A 23,095-nucleotide genomic window follows, 5' to 3' on the forward strand; every position below is an offset into this window, starting at 1 on the left:
ATCTACAGATGATCCACCCGGGACGCTCCTCCTCGCGGGGAGCGTTTTTGTTTGGGGCAACGTCCATGTGGGCGTGCTGACAGGCAAACGGAAATCAGATGCGTTGCGGACTGCGCAACGCGTTCAGATCTGTTCCGGCACTTCCGCCACAGGCAGCGTCACGAGGGCTATGCCGGGATCGTCCGGAGAAGTGCCGACGGAAAAGCCGAGCGACTGGCACATGGAGATCATCGAGGTGTTTTCCTTCAGAACCTCGCCCTTGATGACCTCGATGCCGTCTTCCCTGGCGTAGCGAATGAGCAGTTTCATCAAGGTCCAGCCGAGGCCCTGTCCCTTCAGGTCGGAACGGACCATGATCGCGTATTCGCCGGTTTGATGGTCGGGATCCGCGTGCAGGCGGACGACGCCGAGCAAACTGCCGTCTTTGGGTTCGATGGCAGCAAAGGCGATTGCGCGGGCATAGTCGAGCTGCGTCAGCCGGGACAGGAACCTGTGGCTGAAATCGCGCACAGGTGCGAAGAACCTTAGGCGCAGGTCTTCGGGCGTTACCTGCTCGAAAAACGTCTTGAACAGGTCCTCGTCCTCCGGGCGCACGGGCCGGATGAAGATCTCGTGCCCATCCTTCAACTCAAGTGTCTGTTCCCATTCCTGGGGATAGGGGGCGATGGCCAGGCGGGAACTGCCGGCACGGCCCGGTCGCTTTTCCGGATGGCACAACGTCATGCGGGCATCGAGCCCGATAAGCCCGCTCGGCAGGGCAACCAGCGGATTGATGTCGAGTTCCTGTATCTCGGGAATATCGATAGTGATCTGGGAGAGTTTTACCAGCGCTTGGGCAAGGGCTGCCTTGTCGAGGGCCGGGCGCGCCGGTCCGCCGTCCAGAAGCCTGGCAATTCGTGTGCGGGATATCAGGGCTTCTGCCAGATTGAGATCCAGCGGCGGCAATTCCAGCGCGACGTCTTCGCTTTCCTCGATTGCGGTACCACCATGGCCGAACACCAGGACCGGGCCGAAGTCCTGTGTTTCGGCAACACCCATATAGAGTTCCAGCCCGTGCCGGTCTTCCAGCATCGGATGAATGGAGAGCCCGGCGATCCGGGCGTCCGGGTAGTCTCGTCTGGTCTTATCGATCAGTTCTTGTGCCGCGTGACGGACGGCTTCAGGGCTTTCCAGCCCCAGTCGCACACCATCGATGCGCGACTTGAACGGCAGATCCGGCGAAATCAGCTTGGCAACGCAATGAGCCGCGGTCTTGAAGAAAGGCTCCGACAGCTGGCCGGCTTCCTCTGGCGTTGTCGCCATGGCGGTTGCCATGATCGGCAGATCATATGCTTCCAGAACGGAGACCACTTCCGGCGGGCTGAGCCAGGTGCGGTCTTCCTGAAGCGCCGCTGTGACAATGCCGCGTGCCCGCGCAACATCGGGTGAAAACGTGCTGGGCAGGCTGGCCGGGGCCGCCATAAGGAATTCGCGCGCCTGCGCATCATGCGCCAGATGCATCAGGCTGCGGGCGGCCTCGGCCGGGCTGGCATAGTTCGGGATGCGCGCTTCGGAAAGGGCTGCCCGCGTTGCCCCATCACCACCGATAAGACCGGCAACAATGGCCTTGCGCCGCCCGGTGCGCCGCCTGTCCAGCGCCGCCGCATCGGCAATTGCCTTGGCGATGGCCGACAAGGGCTGGAAGGCACTGGCAGCCTGAAGCACGACAGCACCATCCACATTCGGGTCTTTCAACACCGTGACGATTGCCTCGGTAATCTGTTCCGGTGTCACGTTCTCCTTCAGGATTACCGAACCATCGGCAGCGGGTGTGACCGACAGGCCGGCATGGCTCCGGCTGGTGTCTTCAAGAGCTGTTCGAGTTTCGGTGCCAAGCTCGGCGAAGGAGCCGCCCAGATCCATCAGCCTGTCGACGGCAAGACTGGCAAGACTGCGACCGTTCGCAATGACGGCAAGCTTGTCGCAGCGGGGAACGCGAATGTGGGAGAGGGTTTCCAGTGCCTCGAACATCTCGTCAAGATCATGCACCCGCAAAAGGCCGGTGCGGCGAAACACGGTCTCATAGACCCTGTCAGTCCGTGCGAGTCGCCCGGCGTGGGTTCTGCCCGAGCCGCCTGTATCCCGGCTCTTGCCGGAGCGGATCACGATCACCGGCTTGCTGCGGGCAGCTGCCCTGGCGGCGGAAATGAATTTTCGCGGGACCGCGATGCCTTCCAGGTGAAGCACGATCGCACGGGTATGATAGTCCTGCGCGAAATAGTCGATCAGGTCGCTGATATCGACGTCCATCCGCGCGCCGAGAGAAACGACAGCGGAAAATCCGGTATTGTGGGTCTTCGCCCAGGAAAGCGTTGCATTGAGCACGGCACCGGAACGAGCGAAAAACGCGACTTCCCCCTTTTCGGGGCGCTCCGCGCTGAGGAGTGCGTTAAGTCCCCTGGCGGGAACGGCAAGGCCAAGCGTGCCTGGTCCGATAAGTCGCAAGTTCGTCGCCTGCGCGGCTTCGCGGCACTCCTGAAGCAACTCTTCAGGCCAGGTTTCAAAGCCGGGCGAAGGGATAAGCACGGCCTTCGTCCCACCAGCAGCAAGGATCCGGATCTTTTCCGGCAGCGCTTCCGCTTTGGCGAGATAAATTGCCAGATCCGGCATTTTCTCCAGATCGGCCAGCCGAGCGACCTTTCGGCCCTTGAAAGGGACATCCTCGTCGATCCCGACGAGCGTTACCGGATGGCCGGCCTCGATATCCTGCAGGCAGGAAATCAACTTGCTGGTCAGGACGCCCGGATGCCTGCAAGGGCCGATAATGGCTATCGATCCTGGCGCAAAGAAACCGTCGAGGTTGCGAATGGTCATGAGATCGATCCTTTGAAAAGCTCCGCAAGGAACGAGGCGTCTGAAACGAACCTAGGTCGCGCGTCATAAAATTCACGAACAAGAAGCGAAAAACAACAGGGTGGTTGCAGACGAGCGTCCGGCCTTGCCGGTGTTTCGACCCTGCAGTTTCATCATGTTTTCCGGTCAAAAAAAGCCCGCGGACCGGAGTGTGTCAGGTTCGCGGGCTTCATGCATCGCAAAATCTCGGCGATCGAGTGTGCGCCGGTGGCTTAATGGGCCATCAGAACCGGTACGGTCATGGCTTCCAGGATTTCCCGGGTTGCCCCGCCGAACAGGAATTCACGCATGCGGCTGTGGCCGTAACCGCCCATCACGACCAGATCGTTGCTGTTGTCGGAGACATGGTTGAGCACCGTGTCGGCAATGCCGGCTTGCGGGTTGGTGACAACCTCGACGGTGACATCCATGTTGTGGCGCGCCAGATAGTTGGCGACGTCGGCACCCGGTTGGCCGGTTGCTTTCGTGGCTTTCTTCTCGACGACCAGGACCGTGATTTTCTCCGCCTTTTCCAGAACGGGCAGAGCCGCATGGATGGCCCGTGTCGCGGTGGAGCTGCCGTCCCAGCCAACCAGCACGTTCTTCGGCTGGAAGGATTTGCTGCCGATATAGGGCACAAGCAGAACCGGTACGCCGCTTTCAAACAGGACGGTCTCGATCAAGAGCTCACGCATCGGCTCCGGCTTGTCCGGATTGGCCTGACCGATGACCACCAGGTCTGTCGGGCGGCAATGAACCAGCACGTTTTCCAGGGGACCGCCGGTGAGGATTTCCGCGAGCCTGCTTTCGCTCTTCACACCTGCCAGACGGGCCAGCTCGTCGAATTCCTTCTTGGCCTCGGTGGCTGCGGCAACCGCCTGTTCGTGCGCTGCCTGCAAATAGTCGACCGGCATCGGCGCGGCCGCGAATGCGGGAACGACCGGCTCGAACGACACCGCCAGTCCGGTGACATGGGCATCGTAGTTTCGGCCGAATTCCAGGGCGTATTTGGCGGCCGGCTGGTCACCTGCGAGATCCAGAACGGTCAAAATATCTTTGATAGGCATATATCCCTCCTGCGGCCGGTATCATGTCATCGAACCAGCCTCGTTAAAAATCTATAGGTCTGAATGTGGTGAGTCCTTGACGCGCATCAATGTCACCAACTTGTTCTGATAGCCGGTCGGGTGGCGGGAATGAAAAAAATGCGCAATATGGAGCCATGTCAAACCGTTGGTTCTATCTGGCCCTGCCACCGTTCCTGCTCGTGGCTGTCGCCTTCATGCTGGTTCAGCTCTTCATGGAGCTGGATGAGGACAGCGTTGACAGGAAGGCCGCCGAGCGGCTGACGCTTTATCGCCAGACGATTTTGGGCGAATACCAGAAGTACCGCTATCTGCCTTACATGATTGCACGGGATCCCCGCGCAACGTCAGCGCTGGGCCTTGGCCAGCCGTCGGAAAGCGCCAATCGGTTCCTGCAGGAAATGGCCGAAAATTCCGGCGTGGATCTGCTCTATGTCATGAATGCCGAAGGCACGACCCTGGCGTCAAGCAACTGGCAGGAAGACTTGTCGCTGGTCGGCCGCAACTACGGTTTCCGGCCTTATTTCTCAGCCGCCATTGAAGGCGAGGAAGGCCGGTTCTTTGCAATCGGCGCGACCTCGGACGAGCCGGGCCTGTTCCTGGCACGGCCGACGCCAGTCAGCGGCAAACCGGTTGGTGTGGCTGTGGTCAAGGTGGACATGGGCCCCCTGGAAGAAGCCTGGGCCGAAGGCGGTGAGACCGTCTTTGCCTCTGACGACAATGGCGTGATTTTTCTGTCGAGCCAGCCCGATTGGCGCTACCGGACGTTGACGACGCTGCCGCAGGAGGTGCGCCAGATGATCGAGGCAACGCGCCAGTATGCCGGGCGGGAATTGTCCCCGGTCAGCGATAGTCTGGATCAGGAAAGACAGCAGCTCGTCATCGACGGCAAGAACTACCGGCACAATTCGGCGGATGTCGGCCTGCTTGGCTGGACCCTGCATTTCCTGGTCCCGGTGGAGGAGACCCGCAAGAGCGTGCTGCCGATCTGGGCGGCAACCATTTCGCTCTGCCTTGTCTATGCGGTCATCGTCCTTGTGCTGCGCGGTCGGCGTCTGCGCAAGGCCTCCGCGTTGCTGCGTCAGGAATCGGCCGGACTGAAAGAGCTGAACACCCGTCTGGTGGAGGAGATTCAGGAACGGCGGCGCGTTGAAAAAGAGCTTCTGGAAGCACAGCGCGGCCTTGCCCGCTCCAGCCGTCTGGCGGCTGTGGGCGAAATGTCCGCGGCAGTCGTGCACGAACTCAGCCAGCCGCTAGCAGCCTTGCGCATGTTCGTTGCCGGAACACGCAAGTTCCTGGAAAAGGGCGACACGGAAACCGCCTCGGAAAACCTCGACGAAATCGATTCCCTGCAGATGCGCATGGCCAGCCTCACGCAGGAACTGAAGCGCTTTGCGCGGCCCGGTGAAAGCCGTATCGAGAAGATTGACCTGACAGAAAGTGTCCGGACCGCCGAAAAGATCGTGCGGCCCCGGTTTGAAGAGACCGGCTGCCTTTTGAAACTGGACCTTCCGCCCGATCCGCTGGAGGCGGAAACCGCACCGCTCAGGATCGAGCAGATCCTGGTCAATCTCTTGCGCAATGGTGCCGATGCAACGGCGGGTGAAGAGGCCGGTGAAGTCAAACTGCACGCGGATCGGCAAGGGACAGAGCTGGTGCTAGCAATTTCCGATAACGGCCCCGGCATCCCGGAGGACCTGAAGGAACGGATCTTCGACCCGTTCTTTTCCACCAAGACCAGCAGCGGGGGCATGGGGCTCGGCCTTGCCATATCCATGCGGCTGGCGGAAGACCTTGGCGGCAGCTTGTCAGTGCGCGCAAACACCCCCAAGGGTGCTGTGTTCGAATTGCGTCTGCCTGCCTTGTCCGGCGAGAAAGCCAGTGAAAGAGCCAGTAACAGCGCCGGTGACAGCGCTGGTGACAGCGCCTCCGGCACCAGGACCGAACGGGAACCAGAAGCCGCAGAATGACCGACCTTTCCCAGAAGACTCCAGTTCTCATCGTCGACGACGATCCGTCCATGCGCGCGGCCCTGCGCCAATGGATAAGACTTGCAGGTTTTGAAACCCATGAAGTTGCAACGGCAGGTCAGGCGCTTGCCAGATTGTCCGCCGAATTCCGGGGTTGCGTCGTTTCGGATGTGATGCTGGACGGGGAAGACGGCGTCTCGCTTCTGCGCAAGATCGGGGCGCTCGACGCGGATCTTCCAGTGGTGCTGATTACCGGTCACGGCGATGTGCCGATGGCGGTCGAGGCGATGCGGGCCGGGGCCTATGACTTTGTCGAAAAACCGTTCGATCCAGATCTGATTGCCGACGTGGTTCGCCGGGCATGCGACAGGCGTGCACTTGTTCTGGAGAACCGTTCGCTGCGCACGCAATTGCTCGATAGCGCGGGGCTGGAAAGCCGCCTGATTGGCAATAGCCCCGCCATGCAGGCCCTGCGCCAGCAGATCCTGCATTTTGCTGCAACGGATGCGGCGGTTCTCATTACCGGTGAAACCGGCACAGGCAAGGAAGTGATTGCCCAGGCTCTGCATGATTTCAGCCCGCGCAAGGAAGGGCCTTTCATGGCGATCAACGCGGCAGCCCTGCCGGAGGCCATGGTGGAAGCGGAGCTGTTCGGCCATGAGGCCGGCGCTTTCACCGGTGCAGACAAGCAAAGGACAGGAAGGATCGAGGCGGCAAGTGGCGGCGTCCTGTTCTTGGACGAGATCGTCTCCATGCCGCTGGCGTTGCAGCCGAAGCTGTTGCGCGTGCTGCAGGAGAAAAAGGTAGACCGTATCGGCGGCACAAGACCGGTCGATGTCGATATCCGTTTGGTCAGCGCCGCCAATGTCGACCCCAGGGAAGCAGTGCGCAGCGGACGGCTGCGCGAGGACCTGCTCTTCCGGCTGAATACGATTGAACTGCGGGTGCCGCCACTGCGCGAGCGAGGCCGTGATGCGCTCCTGCTGTTCGACACGTTCCTGAACCGCTTCGCCGCCCAGTATGGTCTGGATGCCCCGGCCACAAGCGCCCGCGACGAGGCTTTCCTTCAAACCTATGGCTGGCCGGGAAACGTCCGGGAGCTGCGCAATGCCGCCGAGCGCTTCGTGCTCAACGCACCGGTCACGCCGCAGCCGCTGGAAGAACTGGTGACCGGCCAGCGGGAAACGGGACCGGTTCCCGTTGGAGGTGGCCTGAAGGAACTGATGGACGCCTATGAGCGCAACCTGATCGAAGGTGCCTTGCGTCGTCACGGTGGGCGGATGGCCGATGTGATGCAGGAACTCAACCTGCCGCGGCGAACGCTCAACGAAAAAATGACCCGCCTCGGCCTCAGCCGCGATCAGGCGAATGCCGAGACTGTCGAGGGATAGGCATTCCTGAGAGCATTCACCCGAACGATGCCCCAACATCACCCCGAACCGGCGGAAATCCGCCGAGGGTATCGGGCTATCGGCAAGATCTTGCCGAGGTGCACTGCAGCAAATGGAGGGTAGGGCGGAAAGAAGCATCGATTTCCTGCCGGAAAGTGTTGCCAGCAAGAACTGGCACGGGTCATGCTACGGGCTCATCGACTTGGCACGGGCTTGTGCGCGGAGGTGTTCAGGCCGAGCTGTCAAGGAAATGAGCAAACGTCTTGGGAGGATTGCATGCTCTTTTCACTGAAATCCGCAACCGCTGTATCCGCGGCTGCGCTGTCTCTGGTATTCGCCACCGAAACCTTCGCCGCCGACGTAACCTGGAACGTGTCGCTCTGGGGCAAGCGCCGTGCGTTTACCGAGCATGTCGAAAAGCTGGCCGAAGAAGTGTCCGCAAAGACCGACGGCAAGTTCGAAATCAAACTGCAGTACGGTGAAGCCCTGTCGAAATCTCGCGAGAATCTCGACGGCATTTCCTTCGGTGCGTTCGAAATGGCGCAGATCTGCGCCTCCTATCACCCGGACAAGAACCCGAGCTTGACGGTTCTGGAACTGCCGTTCCTGGGCGTGAAGGACCTTGACCAGGAAATCAAGGTATCGATGAAGCTCTATGAGCATCCTGCCGTGAAGGAAGACCTTGGCCGCTGGAACGCTCAGGCTCTGATGCCTTCGCCGATGCCGCAGTACAACTTTGCTGGCAAGGGCGATGTGCCGAGCTCGATTTCCGACTTTGACGGCATGCGCGTGCGTGCCCTTGGCGGCATCGGCCAGTTGATGGAATCTGTCGGCGCGGTGCCGACCTCCGTGACCGCTTCGGAAACCTATCAGGCGATTGATTCCGGCACGGTGGCGGCTGCAAGCTTCGCACCGCATGCGCATCTGTCGTTCAAGGTGGTTGAAGTCGCCAACTGGTGGACCAAGAACCTGAACCCGGGAACCGTGCAGTGCCCGGTGATCGTGAACATCGACGCTTACAACGCACTTCCGGACGACTTCAAGGCAGCTCTCGACAGCTCGGTTGAGCCGGCCCTGGCGCATTACCTGGAGACCTATGACAAGGTCTACGAAAAGTGGTGGCCGGAACTGGAAAGCCGTGGTGTGACGCAGGTCGAGTTCTCCGATGCCGAACTGGCTGCCTTTGCCGAAAAGGCCGGTCCGATCCAGGCCGCCTGGGTGGAAGAGCAGTCCGCCAACGGTCTGCCGGCGCAGGACATCCTGGACATGGTCAAGTCGACCCTCGCGGAATAAGCCCGGCAAGCCTGGACTGTTTCACACTCTTCCCGGCGCGACCTGCGCCGGGAAGCCAATGCTCGGGGCTTAACTCATGAACACAATCGATCCCGGAGGACGTTCCGTTTCGGAGCGCCCGGTCACCTATATCCGCTTCGACGGCTGGCTCGCTCACGTCGAGAATGCCTTCAACCTGTTTGCCGCAGGAGCCATCCTGGCCTTGATGCTGCTGGCCGTCCTTCAGGTTGTCGGCCGCCTGGGCTTCAATACCCCGGTACCCGGCTTCATCGACATCACCGAACAGGCAATGGCCATCTTCGCCTTCGCCGGTATTGCCTATTGCCAACGCGTCGGGGGCCATATCCGCATGGAGATCGTGCTCGGCCGGCTCAGCGGCCGGACGCTTTACATCTGCGAAATGCTGGGTGTCATCCTGATCGCCTTCACGGTCGCGCTCCTGATCTGGGGCTCCTGGTACCATTTCGACCGGTCCTGGACGATCGGCGACAGCACCATGGATATCCGCCTGCCGACCTGGCCGTCCAAGCTGATGGTTCCGGTCGCGCTCAGTCTCCTGTTCCTGCGCCTGTGCATGCAGATCTACGGGTACGCCCGTCTGGTCGTGAACCCGTCTCGTGAAGCCTATTGCGTGCCGATGATCGAGGGTGTCGAGGAACACGCCAAACACGAGATCGAAGAAGCCTTTGGCGATGACGTGGAAGAAGGAGGCGCGCGATGACGCCGTTTGAAGTTGGCCTCCTGATGACCGGCGTCCTGCTGGTCCTCGTCGTCCTGGGTGTGCGTGTGGCTTTTGCCGCGGCCTTTACGGGACTGGTCGGCCTTATCGTGCTGTTCTCCCTGAAAATGGGGTTCTCGAAAGGCTTCTTCGTGGCCTTGCAGATGGCCGGCACGATCCCGCATTCCAAGTCGGTCACCTATGCCCTGTCGGTGCTGCCGACATTCATTCTGATCGGCTTCCTGGCTTTCTACGCCGGGTTTACCAAGCAGCTTTTCGAAGCGGCAAAGCGCTGGCTGGGCTGGCTGCCGGGCGGCATGGCCGTGGGCACGGTGTTCTCCACTGCCGGTTTCGCAGCCGTATCAGGTGCATCGGTGGCAACGGCCGCGGTCTTTGCGCGTGTCGCCATTCCCGAAATGCTGGCCGCCGGATATTCCAAACGACTGTCGGCTGCCGTCGTTGCCGCCGGTGGCACGCTGGCCTCGCTCATCCCGCCGTCCGCAATTCTGGTGATCTACGCCATTCTGGTGGAACAGTCGGTCGGCAAGCTCTTGATCGCCGGTTTCCTGCCGGGCGTGTTCTCGGCATTGATCTACGTCGGCATCATCGTGGCCGTTGCCGCCTGGCGCGGCGATGCACCACCGGTCGGTGGCTTTACCTGGAAAGAGCGCTTTGAAAGCGTGCCCGGCACCCTGCCGATCATCGCCGTCGTCGCGATCATCTTCTGTTCGTTCTTCTTCGGTCTGGCCACCCCGACCGAAGCCGGTTCGCTCGGCGCCTTCGTGGTGCTGGTCGTTGCGTTCATGAAAGGAATGCGCACCAAGCAATTGGGCCAGGCCTTGCACGAGACCGCGAAACTGACGGTGATGATCTTCACCCTGATCTGGGGCGTGCTTGTCTACGTGCGGTTCCTGGGTTTTGCGGGCCTGCCGGACGCCTTCAAGGACTTCATCGTCGCCCTGGATTATTCGCCCTGGGTGGTGATGGTCTGCATCCTCCTGGCTTACGCCGTTCTCGGCATGTTCATGGATGCGATCGGCATGCTCATCCTCACGCTGCCAGTGGTCTATCCTGCGGTTATGGCGCTGAACGGCGGTGAGGGCGTGTCGGCTGCCGACAGTGCGTTCGGCATGTCGGGTGAGGCCTGCTCGATCTGGTTCGGCATTCTGGTGGTGAAGATGGCGGAACTCTGTCTGATCACCCCACCGATCGGGTTGAACTGTTTCGTTGTCTCGGGAGTGCGGCCGGATATTCCGGTGCAGGAAGTCTTCCGCGGCTGCGTACCGTTCTTCGTTGCAGACGTCCTGACCATCGCAGGCCTTTTGGCATTCCCTTCGATCATCACCATCCTGCCCGAGCTGATGGCCTGACGGGAAAGCCGAATTCAAGAAAACAAAACGCCGCCGGAAGGTCTTTCCGGCGGCGTTTTTTGTTGCTGGCCGGGGAATTGCCCCGGGTTCGGGTTAATCGAAGATGTGAGCCTGGCTCTGCGGCGTATCGAACCGGTTGGGTCCCTGTGTGCCGGAGAAGAACATGTTGGCGAAGCCCTGACAGAGGGCGAAGAGACTGCCGACAATCGGAATGAACCAGACGAGCAGCCAATAGCCCGACACATCCCTGTCGTGGAACCGGCGAACCTGAACGGAGAGGTTCGAAATGGAGAACGGCAGGATCAGCAACCACATGGTCAGTCCACTTCCGCTTGCCAGCAGTTCGTCCGCGTTTGCGTAGTATTGAATCTCGTTCTCGATCGCAGTGAAATAGGCAAAGATGACCGCAACCATCATGATCAGGTTGAATGTGCCGATACCCCAGTAACCGAGCCTGCCGATGCGGCCGTTGAAGCTGAAAAAGAAACCGAGGAACTGCATCACCGCATCGATGATGGAAAGACTGCTGTCGCCGGCAACCTGAACGGCGGCGCCTCCGGCGCGCGCATACCCGCCGGCGCTCGAAGCATAGGCATTGTTGCCCGAATAGCCGTTCTGGCTCGGGCCCCACTGGCCCTGACCTTGCGGGTCCAGTCCACGTTTTCCAAATTGCTTGCGCTGCACAGGCATGAGTATCCCCCGTCCGAAAATTTCTTGTCAGAACGAAGGTAACCTTACGCGAGCCGGCTTAAGATTGACGTAAGGGACGTGGTTAAATCTTGGTGAAATTGCGGAGGGTTTTCTACCCGTTCAGAACAGGCTGCCCTGGCTGGTTGCCGGTCCCTTGCCGGTCGCCGGTTTTTTCACTTTGGCAGGCTTCGGGCCGGCACTGTCGCTGAGCGCGACGGCGTCAACCGTACCGTCCGCCAGTTCTATGGAAAGGGCTGCACCAGACGCGATCGCTGCCGCCGAGCGCACCGGCTGGCCGCTGTCGTCGCGCACCACGGCATACCCGCGTGCAAGCACATCCTTGTAGGAAAGCGACTTCAGCAGTTTCTGCAAACCGTCAAGGCGCGCTTTTTCCTGCGAAAGACGGGCAAGATAGGCCCGGTCAAGCCGGTCCCCCAGACCGGACAGGCGCTCGGTCCCGAGCGTCGTCTGCTGGGCGAGCCGGGCCGGTGTCAGTCGCACGGCCAGGGCCTCGAAGGCATGCCGCTTTTGCGAGACCGCGACCTGCAGCGCACGCTGCTTGCGTTCGCTCGCCTGGACAAGATCTTGCCGGGCTTTCGTGCTCAGGCGGGACAGGAGCAGCGGAGACAGGCGTCCGGCAAAATTCTGGTAATGGGTCCGGTGCGTTCTGGTGCTCACGATCAGTGCGCGTTCCAGGCTGCTGGCCAGCGTATCGAATTTCTGGCGCGGCAGGGCGAGAAGGTCTTGCGGCGCGGGCAGGGCGGCGCTGGCGGCACGCAGCTCTGTGCGCCGGGAGGTCACGAACCGCACCAGGCCCGAATTGAGCCTGCGGGAACGGTCGTCGACCATGGCCATCAGCTCGGCCTTCACCGGCACGGCAAATTCGGCAGCGCCCGTCGGCGTCGGGGCACGCAGGTCGGCGGCAAGGTCGATCAGCGTCCAGTCCGTTTCATGGCCGACGGCCGAGATCAGCGGGATCTGGCTGTCTGCGGCTGCGCGGACGACGGCTTCCTCGTTGAAGCCCCACAGGTCCTCGATGCTGCCGCCTCCGCGGGCTACGATCAGGACGTCCGGCCGCGGGATCGGTCCGCCGGGTTGCAGGGCGTTGAAGCCGCGAATGCCGTTGGCGACTTCCGCACCCGAGGTCTCGCCCTGGACGCGGACCGGCCAGACCAGCACATGCAGCGGAAAGCGGTCGGCGATCCGGTGCAGGATATCGCGGATGACGGCACCGGTCGGCGAAGTGACCACGCCGATGACACTCGGCAAGGGTGGCAGCGGACGCTTGCGCTCCTCGGCAAAGAGGCCTTCCGCGGCAAGTTTCTTCTTGCGCTCTTCCAGCAGCGCCATCAGGGCGCCAGCTCCTGCCGGTTCCAGGGAGTCGATCACCATCTGGTATTTCGACTGGCCCGGGAACGTGGTGATCTTGCCGGTGGCGATCACCTCCAACCCCTGTTCAGGCTGGATCTTCAGCTTGGAGGCTGCCCCGCGCCAGATAACGCCGGACAGGACCGAGCGGTCGTCTTTCAGGTCCAGATAGATGTGACCGGACCCCGGCCGGGAGATCCGGCCCAGCTCGCCGCGCACGCGCACGTAACCGAAAGCATCCTCCATCGTACGTTTGATGGAGAAGGAAATTTCGGAGACGGAGAATTCGGCGACGTTGGACTGGGTTTCGCTCACGCAGGTGATTCCTCTTCTGCCCCGAAAGTGGCCGTTCGGGGAGGCAGGGTCAAGGACCGTGCGGACCGCCTTTGCCCAAGGCTTGGGAAAAGAAGATACGGCTTAAGCAGGCGCGTAAGAATCGAATAGGCTGTGGAAGCTTCCACAGCCATCCGAACCGCCTTGAAACCCTCACAATCGAGCGCATACCTAAGCACCATGGCCAAATACGAGTTCAATATGCAACGACTGTTCCTGCGACATATCCTTGCCGATGGCGCGCGCATAGATGCGGACCGCAGCCAGGCGAACTATCTGCTGAACGTTCTGCGCCTCAAGGATGGCGACTACGTGCTTGTCTTCAACGGCAATGATGGCGAATGGCTGGCGAAGATCGTCAGCAATGGCCGGCGCGACTGCACTTTGCAGCTGATGGAACGCACTCGCGAGCAAACCTCGGCAAATGACCTGATGTACATGTTCGCGCCGCTCAAGCACGCCCGGCTGGACTATATGGTGCAAAAGGCCGTGGAGATGGGAGCTGGCAGCCTGAAGCCGGTGCTGACCCAGCATACCCAGGCCAGCCGAATCAATCTTGAGCGGATGGAAGCAAACGTGATCGAAGCGGCCGAGCAATGCGGTGTGCTGGCCGTGCCGGAAGTTCTTGCGCCCCAGCCGCTGACGGATGTGCTTGCGGTCTGGAACGAAGCACAGCCCGGCCGCAGGTTGCTGTTCTGCGATGAAGCGGAAGGGACAAACAATCCGCTTTTGACCCTGGCCCAGATGAAGGAAAGCGGTCCGAAGCCGCTCGCCATACTGATCGGGCCGGAAGGCGGTTTTTCCGATGAGGAGCGGTCTCTTCTGCGCAGTCTCGATTTTGTCACGCCAATTCCCCTGGGCCCACGTATCCTGCGCGCCGACACGGCAGCTGTCGCAGCCCTGGCGGTTCTGCAGGCAACGGTGGGCGACTGGAGGTAGGCGGCTGTCCGGCTGTCTGGCTGCACGGAACCGTTATTCATGTTCAGGATCACGTGACAGCGTTGGGGGAGGGACCTTGCTTGATATGGTATCGCTCCTCTGCGAGGTCAGGACAAAGCTGGGATCGGCACCGTTGCAGAAGCCGGTTGCACATTCCCCGACGAACGGCTTGCGTTCCTGAAACGGACCGGCATGATCACCACGCACACTTCGGTGTCGTTTCCTTGCTTGCATTCTTGTTTCAAGAAACCTAAATCACCGAGGCTCAAAAGCGTTCCTCCCGGAACGCGCCGGATCACTGCGGTTTGTAGGGGGCAGCCTGACGGGCCGCGCAGTTTTTAGGACGCTTTCATGGCCCGCGATACGGTCGACTCCACCCCGATTGAAACGGTTGCGGACCTTGCCGCGACGCTCGAGGAGGGCTGTAAGCCGGAAGAGAAGTTTCTCATCGGCACCGAGCACGAAAAATTCGGCTTCTGCCTGAACGAACTGACGCCAATTCCCTATGGCGGTGAAAAGGGCGTCGAGGCCATCCTGACCGGCATGGAAAAGCTGATCAACTGGGAGCGGATCGAGGACGCCGGCAAGATCATCGGTCTGGCAGACGACCGCGGCGGCGGCGCGATTTCCATCGAGCCGGGCGGTCAGTTCGAACTTTCTGGCGCGCCGCTCGACAACCTGCACCTGACCTGCCGCGAAGCCAACCAGCACCTTGCCGATGTGCGCCGCGTGGCCGAACCGCTCGGCATCGGCTTCCTTGGCATCGGCATGACCCCGACATGGTCGCGTGCCGACATGCCGCGTATGCCCAAATCCCGCTATGACATCATGACCAACTACATGCCGAAGGTCGGCTCGCTTGGTCTCGACATGATGTACCGGACCTCCACCATCCAGGTGAACCTCGATTTCTCGTCCGAAGCGGATATGGCCCTCAAGATGCGCGTCGGCCTGGCTCTGCAGCCGATCGCGACCGCCATTTTCGCCAATTCGCCCTTCACGGAAGGCAAGCCGAACGGCTTCAAATCCTTCCGCGCCCAGATCTGGACCGACACCGACCACGACCGCACCGGCGACATGCCCTTCGCTTTCGAGGAAGGCTTCGGCTTCGAGCGTTATGTGGAATGGGCAATTGATGTGCCGATGTATTTCGTCAAGCGCGGCTCGACCTACTACGACGTTACGGGCACCACTTTCCGCCAGTTCATGAACGGCGCGCTGGAAGGCAAGGTTCCGGACGCTACGCCAAATATCGGTGACTGGAACAACCACCTGTCCACGCTTTTCCCCGATGTCCGGTTGAAGAAATACATCGAGATGCGCGGCGCTGACGGTGGCCCGTGGCGGCGCATCTGCGCTCTGCCGGCACTCTGGGTCGGCCTGCTTTACGACAAGGGCGTGCTCGATCAGGCCTGGGAACTGGTCAAGGACTGGACCCAGGAAGAACGCGCGGCTCTTCGTGCAGGCGTTCCCAAAACCGCCCTGCAGACACCTTTCCGCTCAGGCACCGTTCTGGATGTCGCCAAACAGGTGCTTGCCCTGTCCCAGGAAGGTCTCAAGCGTCGCAATCGCCTGAGCGATGGCGATCTGGACGAGCGCGTGCATCTGGCTCCGATCGAGGAAGGCCTCGCCTCCGGCATGTGCCCGGCAGACGTTCTGCTGCAGCGCTATAACGGTTCCTGGAAGGGCGATATCAGCCAGGTCTTCCGCGACTACGCCTACTGAACAAGCTTCGCCCGCAGCATCAAGTTGTGGGCGACCGGCGCTGTCCGCAAAAGGCCTGAATTGACCTGAGGCCCGCGAAGCGTCACTCTGTCTGTGATCGGTCTTTTTTCTCAAGGCCTTGCAACAGCGTGAGCGGAGCGACGCAAATGACTGGCAGCGAGACGGGAGCTCCTCCCTTCGACATCTTTTCCTTGTCGGAAGATGTGCGCAACCGCTTCGGCTGGTCGAATGAAGACCTTAGCCGGGTGATGGAGCAGCTCCTGCCTGCCGCGCTCAACGGTTTCCGCTACTTCGGCAGCACGGTACCGGGCTTTTCGGAGTTCCTCGGGCAGACGTCGCCGCTTGGCTCAGTCGCGCAAAACCCCTTTGCCGGCTACGCAGGTCTGTTCCAGAGTCCGTCCGATGCGGCCCTGACACCCTTTTTCGGGCCTGAAGCTGTTCAAAAGGCGCTTGCCAGCCAGATTTCCGGCCTCACAGGCCTTCAGCGCGATGCCATCCAGGAAATGATGCCCGTGGCGGCGACGCTTGCCATGGGGCAGATTGCCAGGCCCTTTGTCCACGGTGAAGCTCGTAACCTGCTTGACGCCTATCTGCGCGGCTTTGCCAGAGGCCGGCCGAAACCGCAGCCGACCCCGGTCGACTACCTGCAAGGCTATGCCGAGGCGATGCAATCCTTCTGGGGCGCGTTCCTGCAACCGGCCAGCATCGTTACGAAATCCGCCTCGCCAGAGCCTGAGCCCGAGCCACAGGAAGAAGAATTGCCTCCGGACGACGAGCCGGAAGGCCCTGAGGGCAATGCGTCCGAGTTTGAGGAAATGGTGTCGAGCTGGATGTCCGCCGGCCGTGATTTCCAGTCCAACCAGTTCAAGGCTTTCGACAGTTTCTTCGAAAAGGCCGCCAAGGATTTCCGCGACGTTTGAGCCGTCTTCAGGCTTGGGCCGCCCTTAACGCTTTTTTTTAAAAAAAAGACCCGCCGGTGAGGCGGGTCAGGTTCGTCAGCAAGGCTTGCCGACAGGGGCTGCAAATGAGGGGAGGTCAGCCGAAAGGTCAGGCCGCCAGCTGGCGGGTCTTGCTTTCGGTCACGAGTGTCATCATCGGCTTGTCCTGCGCCGAATTGGCGGCGCTATAGCCGATGGTCTCGCGGAGCGCTGAAGATCCGTTCACCAGGGATGTCGGATCGGTATAGAACGGTTGGGCCAATGCGCGTCGAACGTCGCTCCGCGTCAGGCCGATGTCCTTCAACTGCTCGTCGGACCAGTCATTCAGTTCCGCGAACTGACGACGGTTTTTGGACACACGCCATACACGGGCAACCATCTGCCCGAAGAGAGCGAAGAACGGGGTGCTTGCTGTATGTGTCATGGCAAAATTCTCCTGTTGGCGGACGGAGGGATTCCGACTGCCTGTTCCGAGCCTGATTTGTCGTCGCTTGTTGTGGAACATCCCCTATGTGGACTGTTTGCTGCTATTAATCCAACGAATGTTTGTGATTGAAATTATCACTTTCTGTGAAGTCAAAATCCCCAAAGCGCTTCGATTGAAGCAAGGCGGCCGCTTCGCGAAATCATTTCCCCTTTAAATGGATGCCATGTTAAATATGAGCATCCTTTATCAGTGAGGCGCTCATGCTCGACCTGGATCAGCTCCGGACCTTTGTGGCCATTGCCGAAAGCGGCAGCTTCACCAAGGCGGCGGACAATGTGCACAAGACACAGTCGGCGGTGTCGATGCAGATGCGCCGTCTGGAGGAGCGGATCGGCAAACCGCTCTTTGTCCGGGTTGGCCGGCAGTCCCGCCTGACCGAACATGGCGAGCGTCTGCTTCACTACGCGCGCCGGCTCGTGCAATTGAACGACGAGACGCTTGCCGCTTTCGATGACACGGAACTTGCCGGGCTCGTGCGTCTGGGCACTCCGGACGACTACGCAGATCGGTTCCTGCCGGAAATTCTGGCGCGCTTTTCCAGGTCCAACCCCAAGGCGGAGGTCAGCGTCGTCTGCGCGCCGACACCCAATCTGGCCGACATGATCGCCGAGGGTGAGCTGGATGTCGCCATCATCACCCACGTACAGAAGCGTGGTCGCAAGAACGTTGATCTGGTACGGCGGGAACCTTTGCTCTGGGTTGTCTCGGCCCGCCACGCGGTGGAAAACGAGTCGCCTCTGCCTCTGGCGCTGGGGCGCGCAACCTGCGACTGGCGCCGGGCTGCGATCAATGCGCTCAGCGATCAGATGCGCGAACATCGCCTGCTTTATTCAAGCTGGAACTCTACGGCAGTCGGCGCCGCCGTCCTTGCCGGGCTTGCCATTTCCGTTCTGCCAGAATCTGCGCTTCGGTCCGGCATGCGGGTTCTGACGGAAGCCGAGGGTTTCCCGAAATTGCCCGATTGCGAAATCGGTATCATGCGGTCCTGGCATAACAATTCCCGGGTCACGGATGCCCTGGTCGAGCACATTGTTTCATCGCTCGACAACCTTTCGGTTCCGCTCGCGGCCGAATAGTTGCAAGCGAACGGAATTCCCGGAACGATTTCAAAATCTTACCTAGAGTATTGTTTTGTCCTGCTGGCCAAATATCGATTGAAGTGTAAGAAGTTGTGATGTATCTTTAGTAAATCAATTCGAATCTCAAATTTCACCACCGGTTTGTGGCTCATTTCATAGGGTCCTTGCATGCATCACGCACTGGACATCGACCAACTTCGAACGTTTTTGGCGATCGCGGAGTTGGGAAGCTTCACCAAGGCTGGTGAGGCTGTGCACAAGACGCAGTCGGCAGTCTCCATGCAGATGCGGCGGCTGGAAGAGCGTGTTGGTCAGCCGATCTTCATCAAGGACGGGCGCCAGTCCCGGCTGACGGAAAACGGCCTGCGGCTGGTCGAGTTCGCCCGCCGGATGATCATGTTGAACGACGAGACCCTGTCTGCCTTCAATGGCCAGAAGGAAGTCGGCCATGTGAAGCTGGGCGTGCCGGACGATTATGCCGACCGGCTGCTGCCGCAGGTGCTGGCGGCCTTCAATCGGCTCAATCCTTCCATTGAAGTGCAGGTGGAATGTCTGTCCAGTGCCCGGCTGACGGATGCGATCCGGGAAGGAACGCTCGACGTTGCCATCACGACCTCCCAGGATACGATGGACCTGCGCGGTGAAATCATTCGCCGTGAACCGCTCTACTGGGTTACGTCTAACCAACATTGCGCCCACACACAGGACGTTGTCCGGTTGGCACTCGGACCGGTGACCTGTGGTTGGCGCCGGATTTCGATGGATGCGCTCGACCGGGCGGGACGCCCCTACCGGGTCTCCTACACAAGCTCCAGCGCGGCGGCTCTCGTCGGTGCGGTTCAGGCCGGACTCGCCGTGACGGTGTTTCCTGAAAGCGCAATTCGAGACGGCATGCGTATTCTGGACGAGAAGGACGGCTTTCCGACGCTGCCCTATTGCGACATCGCCCTGCTGCGCTCGGATACGGCACGCGAAACCATGCACGATACGTTGTGCAACCACCTGGTGGCAGCGATCGGCAACGTTGGCAGCGGCACAACGCAACTGGCGGCGGAATAAACCTCCGCCGTCCGGTTTCTTCTCATGTCAGGGATAGACCTATCGGGCGCGCAGCATCATCAGGTTGCCACCGATGACACAGGCCAGACCGGCGGCGGCCACTGGCGTCCACTGATAGCCTTCGAAAATGGTCGACAGAGTGAGAGCGACCACCGGGAACATCACGGTGGCATAGCCTGCCCGCGCCGAGCCGATGCGGCCGAGCAGGGTCAGGTAGGAAGCAAAGGCGATGACCGAGGCGACAACAGCCAGATAGATCAGGCTTCCGAAATAGTTCACGGACCATTCGACGGAAAAACTCTGGCCGCGCAGGGCCGAGAACACCCCCAGGAAAAGCATGCCGTAGACCATGCCCCAGGCGGTAGCAGGTGTAACGCCGATGCCGCGCCGCTGGGTGTCAGCCGACAGCATGTTGCCAAGGCAGAAGGACAACGTGCCGCCGACACACATGGCGAGGCCAATGGCAGCTTCGTCGTTGAACTCTGCCCCGGCCAGCTTCGGCCAGAACATCAGGCCGATACCCAGAAAGCCGAGCAGCCCGGCACCGAGAGCGATCGGGCTTGGTCGTTGGCCGAACAGGATCAGTCCCAGAAACAGGTTGAAGATCGAGGCGGTCGAGAAGATCACCGCCAGCAAACCGGACGGCAAAATGGCCGCGCCGTAGTAGAACAGCGTGAAGTTGGTGGAAAACAGAAACACGCCAAGTCCGGCAAACCGCAGGTGATCCTGAAGGCCGAAGGCAAGATGGTGTCCGCGAAAGCGTGCCCACGCCATCATGATCGACGCTGCCAGCACAAAGCGCCAGAAGACAGACACTTCAGGCGCGACCGTTGCCACCTGGCCCTTCATTGCAATCCAGCTGAAGCCCCAGGCAAGAACCGTCGCCGCGTAAAGACCGTAGTCGGTTGCACTGAAGCCGGCAGAGCCGGGCCGGAGGCTGGGGGATGCAACGCTCATGAATGAACCGATCTTTATGGGGATGTTGTTCCTAAGATTGACGGTCAGGACACTTCAATGCAAATGATTGTTTTTGATGTTTTCATCAAGGTTGCGCATGGATAAAGTCCCGCCGGAATTGAAGCGGTAAGGCTCGTGAGCAGGTTAGAGGACAACATGCATTTTCTCGTCGTTGAGAACTATCAGCATACGGAACTTGGCATTCTCGGTCGTGTCGCTACGCAGGAAGGTCATAGCTGGCACACCGTCAAGGCATTTGAAGGCGAGCCGCTTCCTCAAGCCGCCGATGCTTTTGCCGGATTGGTCGTGCTGGGCGGAGCCCAGGATGCGCTGGCGGACGATGCCTACCCGCATCTGCCGAAGGTCTGCGATCTGATCCGTGCCTTTGACGATGCCGGCAAGCCCGTCCTCGGTATTTGTCTGGGCTCGCAGCTGATCGCCCGCGCCTTTGGTGGAGAGAACGTTCTGGGCTTGCCGGTTGAATTCGGCTGGCGCGACGTGACACCGACCGACGCAGGGCTGGAAGACCCCGTGGTCGGCAAGCTCGGGGCCGGTGCTCCTCAGTTCCACTGGCATTCCGACACCGTAACGCTGCCGGACGGGGCGGTGCTTCTGGCGAGCAGCGCCATGACACCGGTCCAGGCCTTCCGCATGGGCGATTTGACCTACGCAATCCAGTTCCATTTCGAAACCGGCCTTCCGGAAGTACGTAACTGGAGCGAAGCCTTCAGTGACGACATTCGTGCGCATACGCCGGACTGGCACAGCCGTTTCGACACCGAAGCGTCCCGCCATGCAGCAAAGGCCGACGAGACCGGCGCCGCAATTGCAAAGGCCTGGCTGTCGTTGCTTTGAGAACTTTCGCACTTCTGGTTCCGGGGTTGTGTCCCGGGATATTGTCATCCCGGTATTCAGACCACCGGTGTTCCACCGGTCAGAACTGTCTGCATTGCCGTTTCGTCCAGGTTGCCTCCTGACAGAATGATACCGGCCTTCCTGCCTTGAAGCTTCGGCGCATCCTGTATCAATGCGGCGAGGGCGGCAGCACCGGCACCTTCGGCGAGATTATGCGTATCTGCAAACAGGACGCGGATGGCGGCAGCGATTTCGTCATCCGTAACCGTTGCGATCCGGTTGGAACCGGTCTGCAGGATATCAAGCGCCGCCTGTACCGGCTCCCGGCAGGCCATGCCGTCGGCGAAAGTGGCTGCGGTTTCCGTGGTCACGATTTTTCCCGCCTCGACGGACAGGCGGTAGGCGGGGGCGTTTTCCGTAACGACAGGAACGATCTCGGTTTTAAGCCCCAGAAGGTCGCGCACCGTGATCAGTCCACAGGCGCCGGAACCCATGCCAACGGGGACATAAACCACGTCGAGATCGTCATGCGCCCTGAAAAATTCCAGCGCGTAGGTCGCAACGCCAAGGACGATGTTCCTGTGAAAGCTCGGCACCATCAGGAAACCGCTTTCACGGGCCAGCCGCTCGGCAGTGCGCCGGGAAATGTCGAAGTCGCGACCGTCGATCACGAGATCAGCACCAAAGGCCTTCATCGCCCGGTTCTTGCCCTCCGCATTTCCTTCCGGCACCACGATGGTGGCGGGCAGGCCAAGCGTACGGGCGGCCAGCGCCATGGACTGGCCGTGGTTTCCGCGGGTGGCCGTAACGACGCCGCTGGGGCGGCCGTGTTCTTCGATATGTTTCTGGATGTAGACGATGGAGCTGCGCGCCTTGAAGGCGCCGATCGGGGTGTGGTTCTCGTGTTTGACCGCGATTTCCAGGCCGAACCGCTCCTTCAGGAGCGGCCAGGCATAGCTTGGCGTTTCCGGCACAAGCTGGCGCACGATCGGAAAAGCGGCTTCAAGGTCGTCCAGGGTGAAGAGAGCGGTCATGGGCGTGGTCAGGTCCGGTTTCTGGTGTTGGTCGGCCGCGAGTATATCCGCGTGGTCCGCACTGTCTTTCAGGATCCTGAACCTATTCGGACTTGCGCAGCCCCTGTTCCTGCGTCAGGTTTGCGCGCCATGCAAACGGACACTGTTCATACCCAGCCTGGATCTGTGCCCATCTACCGGGAGGTCGCCGGATATGGGCTCCGCCTTTTGCCGGCCGCCGGTTACGATGTCGGTTTCGTGGCAGAGACGGGAACCATCGGCTTTGCGTTTGACTATCAATCGGGCAGCCATGCCATCGCTTCGGACAGGCGGGAAGATTTCGTTCGCTTGCCCAACACGCTGGCTTTGACACCCAGCGGCTGCGACATCCGCTCCCGTTCAGAAATGGGCGGTGAATATCTTCTGGTCAGCGGTCGCGAAATCTGTCTGACGGAAGGGTGTTACCGCACCAACATCCTGTCGAAATCTGCTTCCATGGCCGCAGGCAGACTGCGCAAGTGGCTGTTGTCGGATACGCCTCCGGATCATCTGGAAACCGAAGCCTGCATCAACGCACTTGCAGAGGCGGGGCTGAAGCCGCAGCGCCCTGGCAAGGCTGCCAGATGGATGACAGGCAATCGGTTTCGGAAAGTGGCGGACAGGATCGAGGCCGATCTCGGGTCAAATCTGTCCGTTGCCGTTCTGGCGCAGGAAATCGGCGTTTCGGCCAGTTTCCTGAGCCGTGCCTTCTCGGCTTACTGTGGGCAGTCGCCCTACGACTATATCGTCAGCCGGCGGCTGCAGCGCGCCCGGGCGCTCATCGTTTCCACCGGCAAGCCGCTTTCGGAAATCGCTCTCAGGTCGGGCTTTTCCTCGCAAAGCCACATGACGGCGAGTTTCCGGACGCGCCTCGGGGTCAGTCCCTCCAAGTTCGTGCGCCCGGATAGGTGACCC

19 protein-coding genes are annotated in these 23,095 nt (G+C 60.7%); 12 read left to right on the forward strand and 7 right to left on the reverse strand.

Features of this window, described 5'->3' with window-relative positions:
- Positions 1 to 123: 123 nt before the first annotated feature.
- Together ACVDG9_RS03775 and ACVDG9_RS03780 are read right to left on the reverse strand one after the other, a co-directional pair.
- Positions 124 to 2,853 carry a bifunctional acetate--CoA ligase family protein/GNAT family N-acetyltransferase gene (locus tag ACVDG9_RS03775; RefSeq protein ID WP_447237327.1) on the reverse strand — a complete coding sequence of 910 codons (2,730 nt, stop codon included), beginning with the start codon at positions 2,851 to 2,853 and terminating at the stop codon, positions 124 to 126.
- A 251-nt stretch (positions 2,854 to 3,104) separates the two neighbouring features.
- A complete protein-coding gene (locus ACVDG9_RS03780) occupies positions 3,105 to 3,938 on the reverse strand; it encodes a universal stress protein (protein WP_055657672.1) in 834 nt (277 codons plus the stop codon).
- 155 nt (positions 3,939 to 4,093) lie between these two features.
- Here ACVDG9_RS03780 and ACVDG9_RS03785 point away from each other — a divergent pair, with 155 nt between their 5' ends.
- The 5 genes from ACVDG9_RS03785 to ACVDG9_RS03805 all read left to right on the forward strand — a co-directional run bounded on the left by ACVDG9_RS03785 (position 4,094) and on the right by ACVDG9_RS03805 (position 10,698).
- Positions 4,094 to 5,926, forward strand: a complete 1,833-nt coding sequence (locus ACVDG9_RS03785; RefSeq protein WP_447237328.1) for a sensor histidine kinase — start codon at positions 4,094 to 4,096, stop codon at positions 5,924 to 5,926.
- The gene (locus tag ACVDG9_RS03790) at positions 5,923 to 7,317 is read left to right on the forward strand and encodes a sigma-54-dependent transcriptional regulator (RefSeq protein WP_447237329.1); all 1,395 of its coding nucleotides are present in this window, start codon (positions 5,923 to 5,925) and stop codon (positions 7,315 to 7,317) included. The genes ACVDG9_RS03785 and ACVDG9_RS03790 overlap by 4 nt, the downstream gene beginning before the upstream one ends.
- Before the next feature lie 276 nt (positions 7,318 to 7,593).
- Positions 7,594 to 8,610, forward strand: a complete 1,017-nt coding sequence (locus ACVDG9_RS03795) for a C4-dicarboxylate TRAP transporter substrate-binding protein (RefSeq protein WP_055657678.1) — start codon at positions 7,594 to 7,596, stop codon at positions 8,608 to 8,610.
- A gap of 76 nt (positions 8,611 to 8,686) precedes the next feature.
- On the forward strand, positions 8,687 to 9,331 hold the full coding sequence (locus ACVDG9_RS03800) for a TRAP transporter small permease subunit (protein WP_023002121.1): 645 nt from the start codon (positions 8,687 to 8,689) through the stop codon (positions 9,329 to 9,331).
- A complete protein-coding gene (locus ACVDG9_RS03805; RefSeq protein WP_023002120.1) occupies positions 9,328 to 10,698 on the forward strand; it encodes a TRAP transporter large permease in 1,371 nt (456 codons plus the stop codon). The genes ACVDG9_RS03800 and ACVDG9_RS03805 overlap by 4 nt, the downstream gene beginning before the upstream one ends.
- A gap of 93 nt (positions 10,699 to 10,791) precedes the next feature.
- Here the strand turns inward: ACVDG9_RS03805 and ACVDG9_RS03810 are convergent, their stop codons facing one another.
- On the reverse strand, positions 10,792 to 11,388 hold the full coding sequence (locus tag ACVDG9_RS03810) for a DUF805 domain-containing protein (RefSeq protein WP_023002119.1): 597 nt from the start codon (positions 11,386 to 11,388) through the stop codon (positions 10,792 to 10,794).
- Between the two features lie 120 nt (positions 11,389 to 11,508).
- Positions 11,509 to 13,071: an exodeoxyribonuclease VII large subunit gene (gene xseA, locus ACVDG9_RS03815; protein WP_077290771.1), complete on the reverse strand. Its 1,563-nt coding sequence runs from the start codon at positions 13,069 to 13,071 to the stop codon at positions 11,509 to 11,511.
- A 198-nt stretch (positions 13,072 to 13,269) separates the two neighbouring features.
- Between xseA and ACVDG9_RS03820 the strand changes: the two genes are divergently transcribed.
- The 3 genes from ACVDG9_RS03820 to ACVDG9_RS03830 all read left to right on the forward strand — a co-directional run bounded on the left by ACVDG9_RS03820 (position 13,270) and on the right by ACVDG9_RS03830 (position 16,673).
- Positions 13,270 to 14,028, forward strand: coding sequence for a 16S rRNA (uracil(1498)-N(3))-methyltransferase (locus ACVDG9_RS03820; protein ID WP_075284587.1), 759 nt, complete (start codon positions 13,270 to 13,272; stop codon positions 14,026 to 14,028).
- A gap of 351 nt (positions 14,029 to 14,379) precedes the next feature.
- A complete protein-coding gene (locus ACVDG9_RS03825; RefSeq protein ID WP_023002115.1) occupies positions 14,380 to 15,753 on the forward strand; it encodes a glutamate--cysteine ligase in 1,374 nt (457 codons plus the stop codon).
- Positions 15,754 to 15,899: 146 nt separating this feature from the next.
- The gene (locus ACVDG9_RS03830) at positions 15,900 to 16,673 is read left to right on the forward strand and encodes a DUF937 domain-containing protein (protein WP_055657690.1); all 774 of its coding nucleotides are present in this window, start codon (positions 15,900 to 15,902) and stop codon (positions 16,671 to 16,673) included.
- 127 nt (positions 16,674 to 16,800) lie between these two features.
- On the opposite strand, the gene ACVDG9_RS03835 is transcribed toward ACVDG9_RS03830, so the two are convergent.
- Positions 16,801 to 17,115 (reverse strand): DUF1127 domain-containing protein, encoded by a 315-nt coding sequence (locus ACVDG9_RS03835; protein WP_023002113.1) that lies wholly within the window; start codon positions 17,113 to 17,115, stop codon positions 16,801 to 16,803.
- Positions 17,116 to 17,378: 263 nt separating this feature from the next.
- Here ACVDG9_RS03835 and ACVDG9_RS03840 point away from each other — a divergent pair, with 263 nt between their 5' ends.
- Both ACVDG9_RS03840 and ACVDG9_RS03845 read left to right on the forward strand, forming a co-directional pair.
- Positions 17,379 to 18,254: a LysR substrate-binding domain-containing protein gene (locus tag ACVDG9_RS03840; RefSeq protein ID WP_006935582.1), complete on the forward strand. Its 876-nt coding sequence runs from the start codon at positions 17,379 to 17,381 to the stop codon at positions 18,252 to 18,254.
- A gap of 171 nt (positions 18,255 to 18,425) precedes the next feature.
- Complete coding sequence (locus ACVDG9_RS03845; RefSeq protein ID WP_055657693.1) at positions 18,426 to 19,316, forward strand: LysR substrate-binding domain-containing protein; 891 nt, start codon at positions 18,426 to 18,428, stop codon at positions 19,314 to 19,316.
- Between the two features lie 39 nt (positions 19,317 to 19,355).
- Here ACVDG9_RS03845 and ACVDG9_RS03850 read toward each other — a convergent pair whose 3' ends face one another.
- Positions 19,356 to 20,273, reverse strand: a complete 918-nt coding sequence (locus tag ACVDG9_RS03850; protein WP_023002111.1) for a DMT family transporter — start codon at positions 20,271 to 20,273, stop codon at positions 19,356 to 19,358.
- A 156-nt stretch (positions 20,274 to 20,429) separates the two neighbouring features.
- Between ACVDG9_RS03850 and ACVDG9_RS03855 the strand changes: the two genes are divergently transcribed.
- Positions 20,430 to 21,128, forward strand: coding sequence for a type 1 glutamine amidotransferase (locus tag ACVDG9_RS03855; RefSeq protein ID WP_228931377.1), 699 nt, complete (start codon positions 20,430 to 20,432; stop codon positions 21,126 to 21,128).
- A gap of 56 nt (positions 21,129 to 21,184) precedes the next feature.
- Here ACVDG9_RS03855 and ACVDG9_RS03860 read toward each other — a convergent pair whose 3' ends face one another.
- Positions 21,185 to 22,162 (reverse strand): threonine dehydratase, encoded by a 978-nt coding sequence (locus tag ACVDG9_RS03860; RefSeq protein WP_367020102.1) that lies wholly within the window; start codon positions 22,160 to 22,162, stop codon positions 21,185 to 21,187.
- 129 nt (positions 22,163 to 22,291) lie between these two features.
- Between ACVDG9_RS03860 and ACVDG9_RS03865 the strand changes: the two genes are divergently transcribed.
- The gene (locus tag ACVDG9_RS03865) at positions 22,292 to 23,092 is read left to right on the forward strand and encodes an AraC family transcriptional regulator (protein ID WP_447237330.1); all 801 of its coding nucleotides are present in this window, start codon (positions 22,292 to 22,294) and stop codon (positions 23,090 to 23,092) included.
- The last annotated feature ends 3 nt before the right edge of the window (positions 23,093 to 23,095 follow it).

This window comes from Roseibium sp. RP-7, assembly GCF_053005225.1.